Raw genomic sequence first — 16181 nt, 5'->3', positions numbered from 1 at the left:
CGGCGACGCGCCGCCCCCGCCGGCCGACCACCCTCGCGACGCAGGACGCCGAGCGCCCAGCGACCGCCAGCGGCGATCAGCTGGCGCAGCCTCCGGTCGAGACCGGGGTGACGGAGTCGACGCCGCGCTCCGCGGACTCGGCAACCTGCTCCCACGTCAGGGCGTAGCCGGTGTCGTCGTCGGTGACCGAGGCCGCGAACACGACGCCCGCGACGCGGCCCTGCGTCGTCACGATCGGACCACCGGAGTTGCCCGGCCGGATCTTGCCGCGCAACGAGTAGACCTCGCGGATGACCGTGCCTGCACCGTAGATGTCGGGCGACCGGAGGTTCTGCTCGGAGCGGACCCGGCCGCGCTCCACGTGGTAAGGACCGTCCTGGGGGTAGCCGAGGATGGCGACGCCGTCCTCGGTGTCGATCACCCACTCGGCTTCCTCGTCGTCGCTGGCCACGAAGTCCAGCGCCGGACGGCCCAGATCGTCGAGCGCGAGCACGGCGACGTCGAGGTCGGAGTTGTAGTACACGACGTCGGCATCGACGGTCTCCTCGCCGATCTCCACGGTGGGATCGCTGACGCCGGCGACGACATGGGCGTTGGTCATCAAGCGGTCCTCGGCATAGAGGAAGCCGCTGCCCTCGACGCCGCGACCGCAGCGGTTGTTGCCGCGGATCTTGAGCACGCTGTCCTCGGCGTTGCGGATATCGGGGTCGGAGAGCAGTCGCTTGGCGCCAGGGCTGACCTCGATGATCCGCTCGGGCGCGAAGGGTTCGAGGTAGCGCGGAAACTCGCCCGTGCCGACGACGTCGTTGAAGGCACGCAGCGCGCTCGGGGCCGACGTCGGCAGGGCCGAGTTGACCGCGCGGAGCACCGAGGACTCCTGCACCAGCGGCGTCAGGCCGTTGATGCCGGATCCCGAGACGGCGACGCCGAGGGCCCAGGCCACGAGCAGCACCGCCACCGAGCTGAGCAGTGCTCCGCCGACGGCGTCCACCGCGCGGATCGGCCTCCAGCGGATGCGGTCGCGCAGGCGCGCCCCGACCAGCTGCAACACCGCCTGGCCGATCGAGGCAGAGACGATCACGATGAAGAGGGCGCCGAGCGAGACCGAGAGCGACGGCGAGGCGTCGCCGAGCACTTTCGGCGCCAGCCAGACTCCGAAGAAGCCTCCGGCGAGCAGGCCGGCGGTCGCGCAGGCTCCGGTGATGAAACCCTGCCAGTAGCCCGAGAGTGCGTAGGCGAGCACCAGGAGCACGAGCAGCCAATCGAGCAGGTTCATCGCCGCCGCTCCTCGAACTCGGTGTTGGGCTGCACGTCCGGATTGACCCGCGGTCGCCCGCCGAGCATGTACGCGGGGAGCTCACGCTCGGGGGCGTGGGGAAGATCCTCCAACCACCCGACGTACTCGAACAAGCGCGCCACGACACCGCCGGTGAATCCCCAGAGGATGACGTCCTTGTCGGGGCCGATCAGGAATCCGGGGGAACGCCAGCCCGAGGGTCCGAGCACGGTGATGCGATGGGCGGGGTCGCACAGCTCGCTGATCGGCACGCGGTAGACCTCGTGGACCTCGTCCGGCGAGGTCACCGTGACCGGACTGGACTCGCGCCACCACCCCAGGATCGGCCGGACGGCGAAGTTGCTGGGCGGCAGCCACAGTTCCGGTAGCGAGCCGATGACGTCGACGCCTGCCGGGTCGAGCCCGGTCTCCTCCCACGCCTCACGCAGGGCGGCCGCCTCGTGCGTCTCCCCCGGATCGAGGGTGCCACCCGGGAAGGAGACCTGGCCGGGGTGGGACTGCATGTGGTGGGCCCGCTCGGTCAGCAGCAGGTCCGGGCCGGCCGGGCCGTCGCCGAAGAGCATCAACACGGCCGACTGCCGCGCGTTGGCGCCCTCGGGGACCTGGAACCGGGTCAGGTCGTGCACCGAGATGGAGGCCATCGCCTCGACGACGGGCTCGAGCCACGCCGGGTGGCTCGAGGGGGCGTCCGTCGCGGTGCTCACAGCACGACGTCCAGGTGGGTCGTGACGTAGTCCTCGATCTCGCCCAGGCTGTCGAGGCCGCCGGCCGACTGGTGCACCACGGTGCCGTCGGCTGCGACGACGATGAACTGCGGCAGCCCGGGCCGGATCGGCAGGTCACGCTGGCTCACCAGTGCGCCGGCGGGGTCGACGAGCTGGGGATAGGTGGCTCCGGTCGCGCCGGCGAAGTCGATCGCCGCCTCGGGGTACTTCTCCAGGTCGATGCCGATCAGGCTGACGACGTCGCCGTGGCGCTCGTGGAACTCCTGCAGCGCCGGCATCTCGTCGCGGCACGGTCCGCAGTTGGAGGCCCAGAGGTTGATCAGGAGAGGGCCGCGCAGGCTCGCCAGGTCGACGTCGGGCCCGCCACCGAGGCAGGCCAAGGTCAACGGCGGCAGCGCCTTGCCGGAGATGTCGGCGCGGTCGGCCGGATCCGCCGGACCGGGCACGCAGTCCTCGATACCGGCGTCGGCCTTCATCTCGCGCAGCTCCGGGCTGTCGACGACGACGTCGACGCTGTCGAACGACGGCGCGGGGACCCCGCCGTCACACGCGGTCACCGCAACGCTGACACCGAGGGCCAGTGCGCCGACGACCATCGCCGGTCGGACGCGCCTCACGCCGGACCCTGGGTGGTCACGAGCGCCTGAGCCAGCACCGGGTCGGTCGGACCGTCGCCGAACGAGGGGCACCATCTCGCCACCGGACAGGCGCCGCAGGCGGGCTTCTTGGCATGGCAGCGGCGGCGTCCGTGCCAGATGAGATGGTGGGAGAGCATCGTCCAGTCGCGCTTGTCGAAGAGCGCACCGACGGCGAACTCGACCTTCACCGGGTCGGTCTCCTCGGTCCAGCCCATCCGGCGTACCAGCCGGCCGAAGTGCGTGTCGACGGTGATGCCGGGGACACCGAACGCATTGCCCAGCACCACGTTCGCCGTCTTGCGACCGACGCCGGGCAGGGTGACGAGCTCCTCCAGCCGACCCGGCACCTGGCCGTCGTAGCGCTCGAGGAGGGCGGCGCTCAGCTTGAGCAACGACTCGGTCTTGGCGCGGAAGAAGCCGAGCGGCCCAAGGATCGTCTCGAGGTCGGCGCGGTCGGCGGCCGCCATCGCGGCGGGGTCGGGGTACGCGGCGAACAACGCGGGCCTGACGGCGTTGACGCGGCGGTCGGTCGTCTGGGCGCTCAGCACGGTGACGACGAGCAGCTGGAAGGCGTCGTCGAAGTCGAGCTCGCAATGCGCCTCGGGATAGGTCTCGGCGAGCACCCGATTGATCCGGCGAGCACGGCGCACCAGCGCGGTGCGGGTCTCCTCGGGCGGCACAGCGGCAAGAGTACGGCCACCCGCCGACACCCTTGCGGGGTGAGCGGGGCGGAGCACCGGTCGCCAGTACCGCGGGCACCGCTCGGCCCTCGGAGACGCCGGGCTCGTCGCAGCGCGGCGGCCCCGACGACGAGCAGGGCGTGGCTGAGTGGGCATGTGAGGTCCGACACCCCCTAGGATCAGCGAGACGACCGGCGATACGCGCCGATCGGGGCTGCGCCCGGCCACCGTTGGTCGCAGCCGGCAACCCGCCCCCGATCCGGGAGGTTCCCTGTGGACAACGACGTGCTCCGCCTCGCGCCGCTCTTCGGCGCGCTCGACGACGAGGCTGCCGCCGCACTGCGCGCCTCCATGTCGGAGTCGCGACTGCGCCGCGGTGACGTGCTCTTCCACGAGGGCGACACCGGCGACAAGCTCTACGTCGTCCTCGACGGCAAGGTGAAGCTGGGTCGCAGCTCCTCGGACGGACGCGAGAACCTGCTCGCCATCCTCGGGCCGGGGCAGATGTTCGGCGAGCTCTCGCTCTTCGACCCGGGCCCGCGCTCGGCGACCGTCACCGCCGTGACCGACGTCGAGTTCGCCTCGCTCTCCCACGAGGACCTGATGACCTGGCTCGAGGGTCGTCCGGTCGTCGCGCTCGGCCTCCTCTCGCAGCTCGCCGCGCGACTGCGCAAGGCCAACGACGTCGTCGCCGACCTGGTGTTCTCCGACGTGCCGGGCCGCGTCGCCAAGGCGCTGCTCGACCTCGCCGACCGCTTCGGCCGCACCGCCGACGACGGCGTCCACGTGCATCACGACCTCACGCAGGAGGAGCTGGCCCAACTCGTCGGCGCCTCCCGCGAGACCGTGAACAAGGCGCTCGCGGACTTCGTCAACCGCGGCTGGCTCCGTCTGGAGCCGCGCTCGGTCGTGATCATGGACGTCGAGCGGCTGGGCAAGCGCGCCCGCTGAGGCTGCTGTCGTAGCGGCCGCCGTCCGGTTTTCTCGGCCGACCGAGAAAACCGGACGTTGAGGTAGGAAGTTTCCTCGTCCAAGGTCCGGTTTCGTCGGCCGGCCGAGGAAACTCCCCCCGGCCGACGCCTCAGGCGCCGAGCAACTCGGCGAACGCCGTCGGGCTGGAGTCGCGCAGGAACTCCGAGCAGCGCTGCCACTCCTCGTCCTCACCGATGGCCCGCGCGGCCTTGGCCAGCAGCGAGAGGCACACCAGGAAGCCGCGGTTGGGCTCGTGCTCCCACGGCACCGGGCCGTGCCCCTTCCAGCCGTTGCGACGCAGCATGTCGAGGGAGCGGTGGTAGCCCACGCGCGCATAGGCGTAGACCGTCACCGGGTCGAGCTCGTTGCTGACCGCCTCGGTGGCCAGCGCCGCCCAGGCGAACGGCGACGCCGGATGGTCGCGCACGACATCGATCGGTGCGGTCCCGGCGGCGAGCACGGCGGCGGCCGGGTCGGTCGGGAGGTGGGTGGGAGGCGGGCCTGCCATCAGGTCGGTGAACTGCGTCATGGGAAGCATTGTCGCCGCTCGGGTGTTCACTCTTCTCGTGACCCAGACCGATGCCGCCGGAACCCCCGGAGCCGCCGCCCAGCCGGGAACCTCCTCGGCCCTTCCCCCGGGCGAGACGAAGGACCCGTGGCCGGCGCTCTTCGCTCTCTGCCTCGGCTTCTTCATGATCCTGGTCGACTCGACCATCGTCTCGGTGGCCACTCCCGCCCTGATCGAGGATCTCCAGGCCGACGTCAACGACGTGGTGTGGGTGACCAGCGCGTATCTGCTCGCCTACGCCGTCCCGGTGCTCATCACCGGGCGCCTGGGCGACCGCTTCGGACCGAAGCGCCTCTACCTGACCGGGCTCACCGTCTTCACCCTGGCGAGCCTGGCGTGCGGCCTGACCACCACGATCGAGGGCCTGATCATCGCCCGCGTCGTCCAGGGGTTCGGCGCCTCGATGATCACCCCGCAGACGATGGCGATCATCACCCGCATCTTCCCGGCCCAGCGTCGCGGCAAGGCGATGGCCCTGTGGGGCGCGACGGCGGGCGTCGCCACCCTCGTGGGTCCGATCCTCGGCGGCTTCCTGGTCGACGCCGCGGGCTGGGAATGGATCTTCTTCATCAACGTGCCCGTGGGCCTGATCGGCTTCGCACTGGCGTGGCGCCTGGTGCCGACCCTGCCCACCAACTCGCACCGCTTCGACTGGCTCGGTGTCGCCCTCAGCGGCGCCGGCATGTTCCTGCTCGTCTTCGGCATCCAGGAGGGCGAGCAGCTCGGCTGGGACGGGCTCGTCTGGTCGATGATCGCGCTGGGCGCCCTCGTCTTCTCCGCGTTCGTCTACTGGCAGTCACGCAACACCCGCGAGCCGCTGGTGCCGCTGTCGCTGTTCCGAGACCGCAACTTCTCCCTGGCCAACGTCGCGATCACCGTCATGGGCTTCTCGATCACCTCGGTCGCGATCCCGCTGATGCTCTACGCACAGTTGGTGCGCGGTATGTCGCCGACCGAGGCCGCCCTCCTGATGACGCCGATGGCGCTGATGACGCTCGTGCTCGCCCGCACCGTCGGCGGCATGACCGACCGGGTGCACCCACGCACGCTGCTCACCTTCGGTTTCGCGACGCTCATCGTGTCGATGCTGTGGCTCATCCAGACCATGACACCGACCTCGCACGTGTGGCAGATCCTGCTTCCGATGGCCCTGTTCGGCGTCGGGAACGCCTTCGTGTGGGCACCGAACTCGGCGACGGCGACGCGCAACCTGCCGCCGACCGCGGCCGGCGCCGGGGCCGGGGTGTACAACGCCACCCGGCAGTTCGGTGCGGTGCTCGGCGCGGCGGGCATCGCCGTCCTGATGGACGCTCGACTGGCGGCCGAGCCCGCGCTGGGCGGCTTCGACCCCGCCTCCGCACACGCCGGTGGAGCGCTCCCGAGCGTCGCGCAGGCGCCGTTCGCCGAGGCGATGGCACAGGCCACCTACCTTCCGGCGGCCGTCTTCATCATCGGGTTCGTGGCGGTGCTGTTCTTCGAGCGTCCGCGGCACGCGGGCTTCGGTCCGAGCGCGGCGTCCGCGCCGTAGGAGCGGGCGCGTAGCGCGAGGAGGTCGGGCGTCTCACGTGGTTTCGAGACGCTCGCTGCGCTCCTCCACCACCGACGACGCGCGCGCTCGCTCCTCCACCACCGACGAACGAAGCCGCCCCGCCCCGGCGGGGCGAGACGGCTTCGCGGCGTCGAGCGATGCGCGGGAGATCAGCCCAGCGTCTTGCCGGCCGCGCGCAGGTTCTCGCAGGCCTCGACGATGCGAGCGGCCATCCCGGCCTCGGCGGCCTTGCCCCAGGCACGCGGGTCGTAGACCTTCTTGTTGCCGACCTCGCCGTCGACCTTGAGGACGCCGTCGTAGTTGTTGAACATGTGCGCGGCCACCGGGCGGGTGAAGGCGTACTGGGTGTCGGTGTCGACGTTCATCTTCACCACGCCGTAGTCGACCGCAGCCGCGATCTCCTCGGGGGTCGAGCCCGACCCGCCGTGGAAGACGAGGTGGAACGGCTTGCTGCCGGCCTCGAGGCCGAACTCGGAGACGACGGCCTCCTGAGCGCTCTTGAGGACCTCGGGCCTCAGCTTGACGTTGCCCGGCTTGTAGACGCCGTGCACGTTGCCGAAGGTCAGTGCGGTCATGTAGTAGCCGCGGTCTCCGTGACCGAGCGCCTTCGCGGTGGCGATGGCGTCCTCGGGGGTGGAGTAGAGCTTCTCGTTGATCTCGTTCTCGACGCCGTCCTCCTCGCCGCCGACGACGCCGACCTCGATCTCGAGGATGATCTTCGCCGCGATGCACCTCTCCAGCAGCTCGCCGGCGATGGAGAGGTTCTCCTCCAACGGGACGGCCGAGCCGTCCCACATGTGCGACTGGAACAGCGGCGCCTCGCCACGCTGAACCCGCTCAGCGGAGATCGCCAGCAGCGGGCGGACGAAGCCGTCGAGCTTGTCCTTGGGGCAGTGGTCGGTGTGCAGCGCGATGTTCACCGGGTAGTTCTTGGCGACCTCGGCGGCGTAGGCGGCGAACGCGACCGACCCGGAGACCATGTCCTTGACCGACGGGCCGGAGAGGTACTCCGCGCCTCCGGTCGATACCTGGATGATGCCGTCGGAGCCGGCGTCGGCGAAGCCCTTGAGGGCGGCGTTGAGCGTCTGCGACGACGAGACGTTGATCGCCGGGAAGGCGTAGGCGCCGGCCTTGGCGGCGTCCAGCATCTCGGCGTACTTCTCGGGGGTGGCGATGGGCACGAACGACTCCTGCGTCGAGGGAGGGTGGATGTCAGTCGGGCCAACCCTAGGTGATGCCGCGCGGCAGGGCGGCCGAGCGGGGCGGGGTGAGCAGTTGCACAGCCAGGCTCCGTGACCATCGCCGTCATCGGACGTTGAGAGGGGCACATCGAGTACCCCGAGGAGCACCGCGAATGACCCGCCGGATCCCCCGCCGCCGCCTGCACCTGGGCGCGGCCACCCTCGCCGCCGCCGCACTCGCCGCGGGCGCACTCAGCGCCCAGCCGGTCGCCGCGTCGTCACCTGACATCGACGACCTGCTGAGCCAGGTGCGCCACGCCGGGCTGTTCTCGCCGCAGCTGGTGCGCGTCGACACCCCGAATGCCGCGAGCCGCAGCCTCCTGGGCTCCCTGGGCCTCGACCTCGCTGAGAGCGCCGGCCGGGACTTCACCGACGTCGTGGTGAGCTCGGAGGCCGAGAAGGCGCTGCTGCGCTCGGCCGGGCTCACCTGGAAGGTCGCCATCGCCGACCTCGCTCGCCGGGAGGCCCGCAACGCCGAGGCCGACCGCCGCTACGCCGCGCGCAAGGCGGCGAGCGGCCTGCCCTCGGGTCGGACGTCGTACCGCACTCTGGCCGACTACAACCGCGAGATGGCCGCCATGGCCAAGAACCGCCCAAACCTGGTGAAGTCGATCAAGCTCAAGCGCCCCAGCCTCGACGGCCGGGCGATCTACGGCATCGAGATCGGTCGTAACGTCCGCCGGGCCAACAGCGGGCAGCCGACGTTCTTCATCATGGGCGCGCACCACGCACGTGAGTGGCCCTCGGCTGAGAACACCATGGAGTTCGCCGTCGACCTGGTGAAGAACTACGGCAAGAACGCACGGATCACCGACCTGCTCTCGCGGGGACGGGTGCTCGTCGTCCCGGTGGTGAACGCCGACGGGTTCGACATGTCGCGCACCTCCGGCGATCAGCTCGACCTGAACTTCCTCAACGCCTACGACCCCACGGGGCTGGCCAGCATCCTGGTGAGCATCCAGGCCTACAAGCGCAAGAACTGCCGCATCATCGACGGCGTCGACACCCCCGATGGCACCTGCGCGCTGAGCCTGGCGAGCCCGGGCGGCTTCGGAGCCGGCGTCGACCTGAACCGCAACTACGGCGGCCTGTGGGGCGGCCCGGGTGCCGCCGCCCAGACGCCGAACCCGCTGACCGCCGAGCTCGGTCCCTTCGACCCGACCTACCGCGGCGCGGCGCCGTTCTCGGAGCCGGAGTCGCAGAACGTGCGCGACCTGGTGGCCGAGCGCCAGGTGACGATGCTGATCACCAACCACACCTTCGGCGACCTGATCCTGCGACCCAACGGCGTCAACCCCAAGACCATCGGCCACAACGGCAAGCCGGTCGGCGACTCCCCCGACGAGGCGGGCCTGAAGAAGCTCGGCGCCGCGATGTCGGCGCAGAACGGCTACGCCAACCAGCACGGGTGGGAGCTCTACGACACCACCGGCACCACCGAGGACTGGTCGTACAACGCGACCGGCGGTTACGGCTACACCTTCGAGATCGGCGGCAACGAGTTCCACCCGCCGTTCCAGCAGGTCGTGGGCCAGTACCTCGGCACCGGCAAGTACGCCGGCAAGGGCAACCGCGAGGCCTACCTGATCGCGTTCGAGCACGCCGTCGACACCGAGTTCAGCGGCGTCCTGCAGGGTCGGGCTCCGAAGGGCGCGGTTCTGCGATTGAGCAAGACCTACGCCATGCCGACGTGGGAGAGCACCTACCGCGAGTTGCTGTCGTCGTCGATGACGGTGCCCGCGAGCGGCACGTTCAGCTGGATCGTCAACCCCTCGACGCGTCCCATCACGCTCGCGACCAATCCGAAGGCCAAGGAGACCTACACCCTGACCTGCTCGGTCGGCGGCACGGTGCGCCAGACGTCGAAGGTCTACGTCGAGCGCGGTCAGACCCTCTCCCTCGACCTGTCGCGCTGTGGCGCCAAGAAGGGCTGATCCGATGAGTTCCCTGACCCACCGTCCTCGGCTGCGCCGTATCGCCGCGAGCACCGCGGCCCTGGCGACGGCGTTCGCCCTCAGCACCGCCGTGACCCCCGACGCGTCGGGAGAGAGCCGTGTCGCGCCGCTGTTCGCTCCGCGACTGGTCACCGTCGACACCCCGACGGCGGGCGCCCGCGCGATGCTGCGCTCGCTCGACCTGGACGTCACCGAGCACGCCGGGCACGACTACATGGAGGTCGTCCTCCACACCCCGGCCGACCTGGCCAAGCTGGCGACGTCCAAGCTCGACTTCGACGTGCGGATCCCCGATCTGGTCTCCCGCGGCATCAGGGTCGGCCAGCTCACCCAGGCGTGGGCCAAGCGCGTCGGCACCTCCCGGCTCCCTTCCGGTCGCACCAGCTACCGCACGCTCGACGACTACAACGCCGACATGACCAAGCTGGAGCTGGACCACCCCACCCTGGTCAAGCGCTTCGCCCTCGATCGGCCCACGCTCGATGGCCGCACGGTGTACGGCGTCGAGATCGGCGCCGCGGTGCGCAAAGCCAACACCGGCCAGCCGACGTTCGTGCTGATGGGGCTGCACCACGCCCGTGAGTGGCCCTCCGGCGAGCTCGCGATGGAGTACGCCATCGACCTGGTGAAGAACTACGGCAAGGACGAGCGCATCACCGGCCTGCTCAAGCGGGCGCGGGTGATCGTGGTGCCCGTCGTCAACGCCGACGGCTTCAACCTCTCCCGCACCGACGGCGAGTTCATCGACCTGCGTGGCCTCAACGGCATCGACCCCACCGGCACGGTGACCGGGTCGGAGGGCACGCTGCTCACGCCCGGGCGCGCCTACATGCGCAAGAACTGCCGCATCGTCGACGGCGTCGACACCCCCGACGGCACTTGCTCGGCCGCCCTGGCCACGCCCGGCGGCTTCGGCGCCGGCGTCGACCTGAACCGCAACTACGGCGGCTTCTGGGGTGGCCCCGGCGCCTCGGAGATCCTCGCCGAGCCGGACTATCGCGGCCCCGCGGCGTTCAGTGAGCCGGAGACCAAGAACATCCGCGACCTGGTGCGCACGCGCCAGGTGACGATGCTGATCTCCAACCACACGTTCTCCAACCTCATCCTGCGCCCCAACGGCGTGGCCCCGACGACCATCGGCAGCGACGGCAAGCCCGTCGGCAACGCTCCCGACGAGGCTGCTCTGAAGAAGCTCGGTGCACGGATGGCGGCCCAGAACGGCTACGCCAACATCCACGGTTGGCAGCTCTACGACACCACCGGCACCACCGAGGACTACACCTACAACGCCACCGGCGGGTTCGGTTACACCTTCGAGATCGGAGCCCACGAGTTCCACCCGCCCTACCAGGAGGTCGTGGCCGAGTACGTCGGCGCAGGCAAGTACGCCGGCAAGGGCAACCGCGAGGCCTACCTGATCGCGCTGGAGCACGCCGTCGACGAGCGCTACAGCGGCACGCTGCGCGGCACCGCCCGCCCCGGTGCGGTGTTGCGCCTGCGCAAGACCTTCGACACCCCGACCTGGAGCGCGTCCTTCGACGACTTCGTCGACACCTCGATGCGGGTGCCGGCCTCAGGTCGCTTCTCCTGGCTGGTCAACCCCTCGACCCGCCCGGTCGTCACCTCCCGCACCTTCACGGTCACCAAGTCCTCGCCGTTCCGGTCGAAGACCTTCAGCGGTGCGGCGCCGCTGCCCTCGACGTCGACCGACTACGAGTTCGTCGTGCCGAAGAAGGCCGGCCAGCTCGACGTCGCCCTCGACTGGCCGACCCCCGACGACCTCGACCTGGAGGTCTACCGCCTGGTCGGGGACAAGAAGGTGCTGGTCGGTTCCAGCGGCGAGCTCCCGACGCAGAAGGAGAAGGTCACCCTGCAGGAGGCACCTGCGGGCACCTACGTGCTGCGCGTCATCAACTACGCCTCGCTGACGCCGACGATCACCCTGACCGCGAAGGCCTTCGAGACCATCACCAAGACCACGAAGACCACTCGCGAGCGGTACACGATGACCTGCTCGGTCGGTGGGTCGGTCAAGGTGCGCCAGCAGGTGATGGTCGCTCGCGGCCAGGTGCGGAACCTGGATCTGCGAGCCTGTCGCTGACGGATTCGAGAAGCCCGACGGTGGTCGAGCTTGTCGAGACCGCGCATCTCGACAAGCTCGATGACCGCGGGCGACCCGATGACCAGGGCACCTCAACCACCGAGGGCGGGCTCAGCCGCGCCAGGCAGCGTCGCCCGCGAGGTCGGCGTGGGTGCGCACCCAGGAGTGCATCGCGATGGCGGCGGCCGCGGAGGCGTTGATGCTGCGGGTCGAGCCGAACTGGGCGATCGAGAACGTCGCGGCGCAGGCCGACCGTGCGGCCTCCGAGAGACCGGGGCCCTCCTGCCCGAAGAGGAAGCAGACCGAGGCGGGCAGCGGCGTCGTCTCCAGGGGAACCGAGCCCGGGAGGTTGTCGATGCCCCAGATCGGCACGGGGTCGTCGCGTTCACCGAGATAGGCAGCGAGGGCCGCGACGTCGACGTGGTGGTGTACGTGCTGGTACCGGTCGGTGACCATCGCTCCGCGACGGTTCCAGCGCCGGTTGCCGACGATGTGCACCTCCGCGGCCAGGAACGCGTTGGCCGACCGCACGATCGTGCCGATGTTGAAGTCGTGCTGCCAGTTCTCGATGGCGACGTGGAAGCCGTGACGTCGGGTGTCGAGGTCGGCGCGGATCGCCTCGAGCGTCCAGTACCGGTACCGGTCGACGACGTTGCGACGGTCGCCGTCAGCGAGGAGTGCGACGTCGAGGCGCTCGTCGTCGGGCCATGGCCCCTGCCACGGGCCCACGCCGATCTCGGCCGGACCGTGCGGCATCGGGTCGTAGGGAGCGCGGACGGGATCCTCGATCACCGATGGATCCTCCGACTCCCGCACCTGCCGGAGGGTACGGCAGGTACGGTTCACCTGTGGGTTCGATCGCCGCACTCGTGCTTCTCCCCCTGGCCGGTCTGAGCCACATCGCAGGGCTCGTCAGCGAGACCGTCACGCCCGCCCTGCTGGGCATCGAGTGGATGGAGCCGCAATGGCTCCTGGACAACTTCGGCGGCACCCTGATCTGGATCAGCCTGATCATCGTGTTCATCGAGTGCGGACTGTTCTTCCCGTTCCTGCCCGGCGACACCCTGCTCTTCGCGCTGGGGCTGTTCATCGCGGGCCAGCAGATCCACGTGTTCGGCGTGGAGACGCCGTTGGTGGAGGTCACCGCGGCGATGTTCTTCCTCGCGATCGCGGCCTTCCTCGGCAACGTGGTCGGCTACGAGATCGGCCGCAAGATCGGCCCGCCGCTCTACCGACGCGACGGACGCCTCCTCAAGCGCAAGTACCTCGACGGCACCAGCGCCTTCTTCGACAAGCACGGCAACAAGGCACTGGTGATCGGACGGTTCGTGCCGTTCGTGCGCACTTACATCACCGTCGTCGCGGGCGTGACGTCGATGGAGCGCCGTCGCTTCTTCACCTGGAGCGCCATCGGTGCGGTCCTCTGGGTCGCGAGCATCACGCTCCTGGGCTACTTCCTGGGTCGCACGTTCCCCTCGATCGGGGAGAACATCGACTACGCGATGATCGCGATCCTGGTCTTCACCGTGGCGCCGGTGGCCTACGAGGGCTGGAAGCACCGTCGCAACGGCCGTTCTCCCAAGCCGCCGACGATGGACGCCGGCGCGGCCTGAGGCTCAGCGCGACTGCGGCCAACCCGTGACGTGCGCCAAGAACGCCAGGACCTCGTCCTCGGCGAGGCCGAACTCCCGCGACACCCGCGCGAGGCCGCGCGACTCGACCAGGTCGGCGACCGTCGAGAGCCGGGCGGCGTCGACGACGACACCGAGCTCGCGCAGAGCCTCACCGAGTCCGTCGAGCTCGACGAGTCTCTCCTCGGCCGACAGACCGGACAACCACTGGTCGAGTGAGGCGATAGCGCGCAGCATCTGCGACACGGGATGTGCCTGGTTCACCGGCAACGACTTCCAAGTGCGGAGGAGGGAGGAGCCAAGCAAAGCAGAATCATGGCCCCGCCGTAGCCCGATCACGCGTTCGGTCGGCAGATTTAACCCTCTGAATCACCCGCGCAGCGACCGGCGGGGCGCTCAGTCCCAGAAGGGCCAGTCGCTGCCGCCGTCGTCGTCCTTCTCCTCGCGCGGCTGCTGGCGCCACCTCTCACCGAAGGGCAGCGCGATGCGAGGGGCTGCGAACCAGACCGTGCGGTGACTCCAGTCGCCCGGCCCCAGACGGGTTCCCGAGCAGACCATGATCGCCAACCGCGGCTCGCCGTTGGTGCGGTAGTAGGGCCGGTACCGGGCCGACTTGTGGATCTGCACCTTGCGCACGACGTCGTAGCAGACCGACGTGCCGTCAGCCGCCTCCACCACGATCACGTCATCGACGTCGAGGCTGCGCAGCAGCCGGTTGCCGGCGGCACTGCCGTCGGGGTAGGTGTGCGCGTTCAGCTTCATCACGCCCTGGGTGCTGCCGGCGCGGATGTCGTCCTTGACGTCGTAGGCGAACTGGTTCTTCCCGGACGGCGAGGTCGGCGCCGTCCGCGGGACGTTGCCGGCGCCGCGGCCCAGGTGGATCACCCTCGAACGACTCACCACACCGGGGGCGTACAGCGTCGCCGGCCGGAACGGCACGGGCCTCTCCTCGCACACGTCCTGCCGTTGCGCGGCGGGCGCGAGGTCCGCGGCGATCACGCGCCCCACGCCCGCAGGCATCACCTGCTCGTCCGGACCGGCCGTGACGACGTGCACGGCCAGGGTGGCCGTGACCGCGACGGATGCGACGGCGGCGACGAGACGCGGGAGCGCGGGGAGCAGGACGCGCATCGAGTCAGCCGTTCCGGGCCGCGTCGAGGTCGGCCTTGGTCAGCACCGGCCGGATCTCCAGGCCGACGTCTGCCAGGGGGTTCTCACCTGCGGGGCTGCGGTCGATGGCGCACACAACCACCTCAACGATCGCGCCGCCCTCACGTAACGCCCGTGTCGCATCGCGGACGGCGCCGCCGGTGGTGATGACGTCCTCGATCAGGGTGACGCGGCGTCCCTCGAACGGCGGCCCCTCGGCGAGCTTGGCAGTGCCGTACTCCTTCGCGTGCTTGCGCACGAACAGGGCCGGTGTGCCCGTGATGGCGCTGACCATCGTCGCGATCGGGACCCCGCCGAGCTCGAGACCGCCGAGGAGCTCGGTGTCCTGCGGCACCAGCTGCACCATCTCCCGGGCCACCCGGCCGAGCAGGAGCGGGTCGGACTCGAAGAGGTACTTGTCGAAGTACTCCGAGCTCACCTGCCCCGACCGGAGGGTGAACTCACCGGTCAGACGGCAGCAGGCATCGATGTCGGCGGCGAGCGAATCGTCGGTCGTGGTCACGCGCGCAATCTACTCGGGCCGCTCAGCGCGCGGAGCGGCCCCGAGCGACGGATACGGGCGGTGTGACGCCGTCTGATGGAATGAGCCCATGACCGAGAACGTCGGCCGCGCCGGACCGCGACCCCGCCAGGTCGCCTTGAGCGGCTGGCTGATCGTGGTGAGCTCGGTCTTCGTGGTCATGCTGGCCTTCGACGAGGTCGCCAACCTCGGATCGCTCGAGACCCAGCAGTGGGCGGCGGACATCCTCGCCGATCCGCCGTTGAGCGGCACCGGTTTGAGCGTGGCCGACGTCCAGACGATCACCCGGATCTTCAGCTTCATCGCCGCCGCGTGCGGCACCGCCGGCGCGATCCTCGGCTGGTATGTCACCCGCGGCTCCCGGCAGGCCCGGCTGGCGCTGAGCATCCTCGCGCCGGGATTCGTGGTCGCCGGCATGGCACCGGCGGGCTTCGCCGCCGCGGTCGTGGTCGCCTCGACGGTGATGCTGTGGCTGCAGCCCGCCCGCAACTGGTTCGCCGGCAAACCCCCGCCGCCGATGGCGCCTCGCACCGGGCGTGCTGCCCGGGCCGCCGCGACTCCGCTCCAGGGACCGGCGCCGTTCTCGGCTGCGGCGACCGGCGGCACCTCGCAGGCGCCGCGTCCCGCGGCGACCCACGCGCCGACGCACGAGCCGGGCTTCCCGCCGCTCCGCCGTCCACGCAACGTCACCACGGCTGCCATCGTGACGCTCGCCGGCTCCCTCACGACGTCGATCTACCTGACGGTGTCGCTGTTGTTCGTCGCCGGCGACCGCGAGGGGCTCGAGCGCGAGGTGCAGAACCAGCTCGACACCATGGCCGGGGGCGAGGACTTCGACGCGGCGATGTTCGCCGACATCGCCGTGTGGCTGATGGCGGGGATGGTCGTGTGGTGCGTGATCGCCTCGGTGCTCGCGGCTCTCGTGCTGCGCGGCAGCAACGCCGCGCGCATCACACTGGTCGTCTCCGCATCCCTGGCGGCCCTGGCCAGTCTGCTGGGCGCCCTCGTCATCCTCCCCTTGGTCATCACCGGCGCCTGCGTCGCCACGATCGTGCTGCTCTTCACCGGTGGCTCCAACGCCTGGTTCTCCCGCTGACCCGTCAGCTCGTGCTGACGGGGCAGCGGAGGGGGGGG

At 70.3% G+C, this 16181-nt stretch carries 16 protein-coding genes; 6 read left to right on the top strand and 10 right to left on the bottom strand.

What is annotated here, in order from left to right:
- Positions 1-76: 76 nt before the first annotated feature.
- Genes KSO97_RS16940 through nth form a run of 4 tightly spaced genes read right to left on the bottom strand, consistent with a single transcriptional unit; the run spans position 77 to position 3340 of the window.
- The gene (locus KSO97_RS16940) at positions 77-1276 is read right to left on the bottom strand and encodes a MarP family serine protease (protein WP_232681064.1); all 1200 of its coding nucleotides are present in this window, start codon (positions 1274-1276) and stop codon (positions 77-79) included.
- Positions 1273-2001, bottom strand: coding sequence for a CoA pyrophosphatase (locus KSO97_RS16935; protein ID WP_232681062.1), 729 nt, complete (start codon positions 1999-2001; stop codon positions 1273-1275). Before KSO97_RS16935 ends, KSO97_RS16940 begins: the two co-directional genes overlap by 4 nt.
- Entirely contained in the window at positions 1998-2639 is a 642-nt protein-coding gene (locus tag KSO97_RS16930) for a TlpA disulfide reductase family protein (protein ID WP_232681060.1), read from the bottom strand. The genes KSO97_RS16935 and KSO97_RS16930 overlap by 4 nt, the downstream gene beginning before the upstream one ends.
- Positions 2636-3340 carry an endonuclease III gene (gene nth / locus KSO97_RS16925; RefSeq protein WP_232681058.1) on the bottom strand — a complete coding sequence of 235 codons (705 nt, stop codon included), beginning with the start codon at positions 3338-3340 and terminating at the stop codon, positions 2636-2638. The genes KSO97_RS16930 and nth overlap by 4 nt, the downstream gene beginning before the upstream one ends.
- Positions 3341-3613: 273 nt before the next feature.
- Here nth and KSO97_RS16920 point away from each other — a divergent pair, with 273 nt between their 5' ends.
- Positions 3614-4291, top strand: coding sequence for a Crp/Fnr family transcriptional regulator (locus tag KSO97_RS16920; RefSeq protein WP_232681057.1), 678 nt, complete (start codon positions 3614-3616; stop codon positions 4289-4291).
- Between the two features lie 130 nt (positions 4292-4421).
- Here the strand turns inward: KSO97_RS16920 and KSO97_RS16915 are convergent, their stop codons facing one another.
- Positions 4422-4841 (bottom strand): DUF3151 domain-containing protein, encoded by a 420-nt coding sequence (locus KSO97_RS16915; RefSeq protein WP_232681054.1) that lies wholly within the window; start codon positions 4839-4841, stop codon positions 4422-4424.
- A gap of 163 nt (positions 4842-5004) precedes the next feature.
- Here KSO97_RS16915 and KSO97_RS16910 point away from each other — a divergent pair, with 163 nt between their 5' ends.
- Positions 5005-6408 (top strand): DHA2 family efflux MFS transporter permease subunit, encoded by a 1404-nt coding sequence (locus KSO97_RS16910; protein WP_232681069.1) that lies wholly within the window; start codon positions 5005-5007, stop codon positions 6406-6408.
- Between the two features lie 170 nt (positions 6409-6578).
- Here the strand turns inward: KSO97_RS16910 and fbaA are convergent, their stop codons facing one another.
- Positions 6579-7610: a class II fructose-bisphosphate aldolase gene (gene fbaA, locus KSO97_RS16905; protein WP_232681053.1), complete on the bottom strand. Its 1032-nt coding sequence runs from the start codon at positions 7608-7610 to the stop codon at positions 6579-6581.
- A gap of 173 nt (positions 7611-7783) precedes the next feature.
- Between fbaA and KSO97_RS16900 the strand changes: the two genes are divergently transcribed.
- On the top strand, positions 7784-9604 hold the full coding sequence (locus tag KSO97_RS16900) for a M14 family zinc carboxypeptidase (RefSeq protein WP_232681051.1): 1821 nt from the start codon (positions 7784-7786) through the stop codon (positions 9602-9604).
- A gap of 4 nt (positions 9605-9608) precedes the next feature.
- Complete coding sequence (locus KSO97_RS16895; protein WP_232681048.1) at positions 9609-11726, top strand: M14 family zinc carboxypeptidase; 2118 nt, start codon at positions 9609-9611, stop codon at positions 11724-11726.
- Between the two features lie 111 nt (positions 11727-11837).
- Here KSO97_RS16895 and KSO97_RS16890 read toward each other — a convergent pair whose 3' ends face one another.
- On the bottom strand, positions 11838-12482 hold the full coding sequence (locus KSO97_RS16890) for a TrmH family RNA methyltransferase (RefSeq protein ID WP_232681067.1): 645 nt from the start codon (positions 12480-12482) through the stop codon (positions 11838-11840).
- Between the two features lie 92 nt (positions 12483-12574).
- Here KSO97_RS16890 and KSO97_RS16885 point away from each other — a divergent pair, with 92 nt between their 5' ends.
- Complete coding sequence (locus tag KSO97_RS16885; RefSeq protein ID WP_232681046.1) at positions 12575-13339, top strand: DedA family protein; 765 nt, start codon at positions 12575-12577, stop codon at positions 13337-13339.
- A gap of 3 nt (positions 13340-13342) precedes the next feature.
- Here the strand turns inward: KSO97_RS16885 and KSO97_RS16880 are convergent, their stop codons facing one another.
- The 3 genes from KSO97_RS16880 to pyrE form a co-directional block, all read right to left on the bottom strand.
- Complete coding sequence (locus KSO97_RS16880; protein WP_232681045.1) at positions 13343-13594, bottom strand: hypothetical protein; 252 nt, start codon at positions 13592-13594, stop codon at positions 13343-13345.
- Positions 13595-13753: 159 nt separating this feature from the next.
- A complete protein-coding gene (locus KSO97_RS16875) occupies positions 13754-14488 on the bottom strand; it encodes a class F sortase (protein ID WP_232681043.1) in 735 nt (244 codons plus the stop codon).
- A gap of 4 nt (positions 14489-14492) precedes the next feature.
- A complete protein-coding gene (pyrE, locus tag KSO97_RS16870; protein WP_232681040.1) occupies positions 14493-15029 on the bottom strand; it encodes an orotate phosphoribosyltransferase in 537 nt (178 codons plus the stop codon).
- Positions 15030-15117: 88 nt separating this feature from the next.
- Here pyrE and KSO97_RS16865 point away from each other — a divergent pair, with 88 nt between their 5' ends.
- Positions 15118-16143 carry a hypothetical protein gene (locus KSO97_RS16865; protein ID WP_232681038.1) on the top strand — a complete coding sequence of 342 codons (1026 nt, stop codon included), beginning with the start codon at positions 15118-15120 and terminating at the stop codon, positions 16141-16143.
- Positions 16144-16181: the final 38 nt, after the last annotated feature.

Origin of the sequence: Nocardioides sp. R-C-SC26 (genome assembly GCF_021246465.1) — a bacterium.
Taxonomy (GTDB): Bacteria; Actinomycetota; Actinomycetes; order Propionibacteriales; family Nocardioidaceae; genus Nocardioides.
This window is presented reverse-complemented; position numbering and strand designations above follow the sequence as displayed.

Bases quoted from the DNA above. Each gene is read 5' to 3' on its own strand.
- KSO97_RS16940 (WP_232681064.1), bottom strand. From the start codon at position 1,276: ATGAACCTGCTCGATTGGCTGCTCGTGCTCCTGGTGCTCGCCTACGCA.
- KSO97_RS16915 (WP_232681054.1), bottom strand. From the start codon at position 4,841: ATGACGCAGTTCACCGACCTGATGGCAGGCCCGCCTCCCACCCACCTC.
- KSO97_RS16910 (WP_232681069.1), top strand. From the start codon at position 5,005: ATGATCCTGGTCGACTCGACCATCGTCTCGGTGGCCACTCCCGCCCTG.
- KSO97_RS16900 (WP_232681051.1), top strand. From the start codon at position 7,784: ATGACCCGCCGGATCCCCCGCCGCCGCCTGCACCTGGGCGCGGCCACC.
- KSO97_RS16895 (WP_232681048.1), top strand. From the start codon at position 9,609: ATGAGTTCCCTGACCCACCGTCCTCGGCTGCGCCGTATCGCCGCGAGC.
- KSO97_RS16890 (WP_232681067.1), bottom strand. From the start codon at position 12,482: ATGCCGCACGGTCCGGCCGAGATCGGCGTGGGCCCGTGGCAGGGGCCA.
- KSO97_RS16880 (WP_232681045.1), bottom strand. From the start codon at position 13,594: ATGCTGCGCGCTATCGCCTCACTCGACCAGTGGTTGTCCGGTCTGTCG.
- KSO97_RS16875 (WP_232681043.1), bottom strand. From the start codon at position 14,488: ATGCGCGTCCTGCTCCCCGCGCTCCCGCGTCTCGTCGCCGCCGTCGCA.
- KSO97_RS16865 (WP_232681038.1), top strand. From the start codon at position 15,118: ATGACCGAGAACGTCGGCCGCGCCGGACCGCGACCCCGCCAGGTCGCC.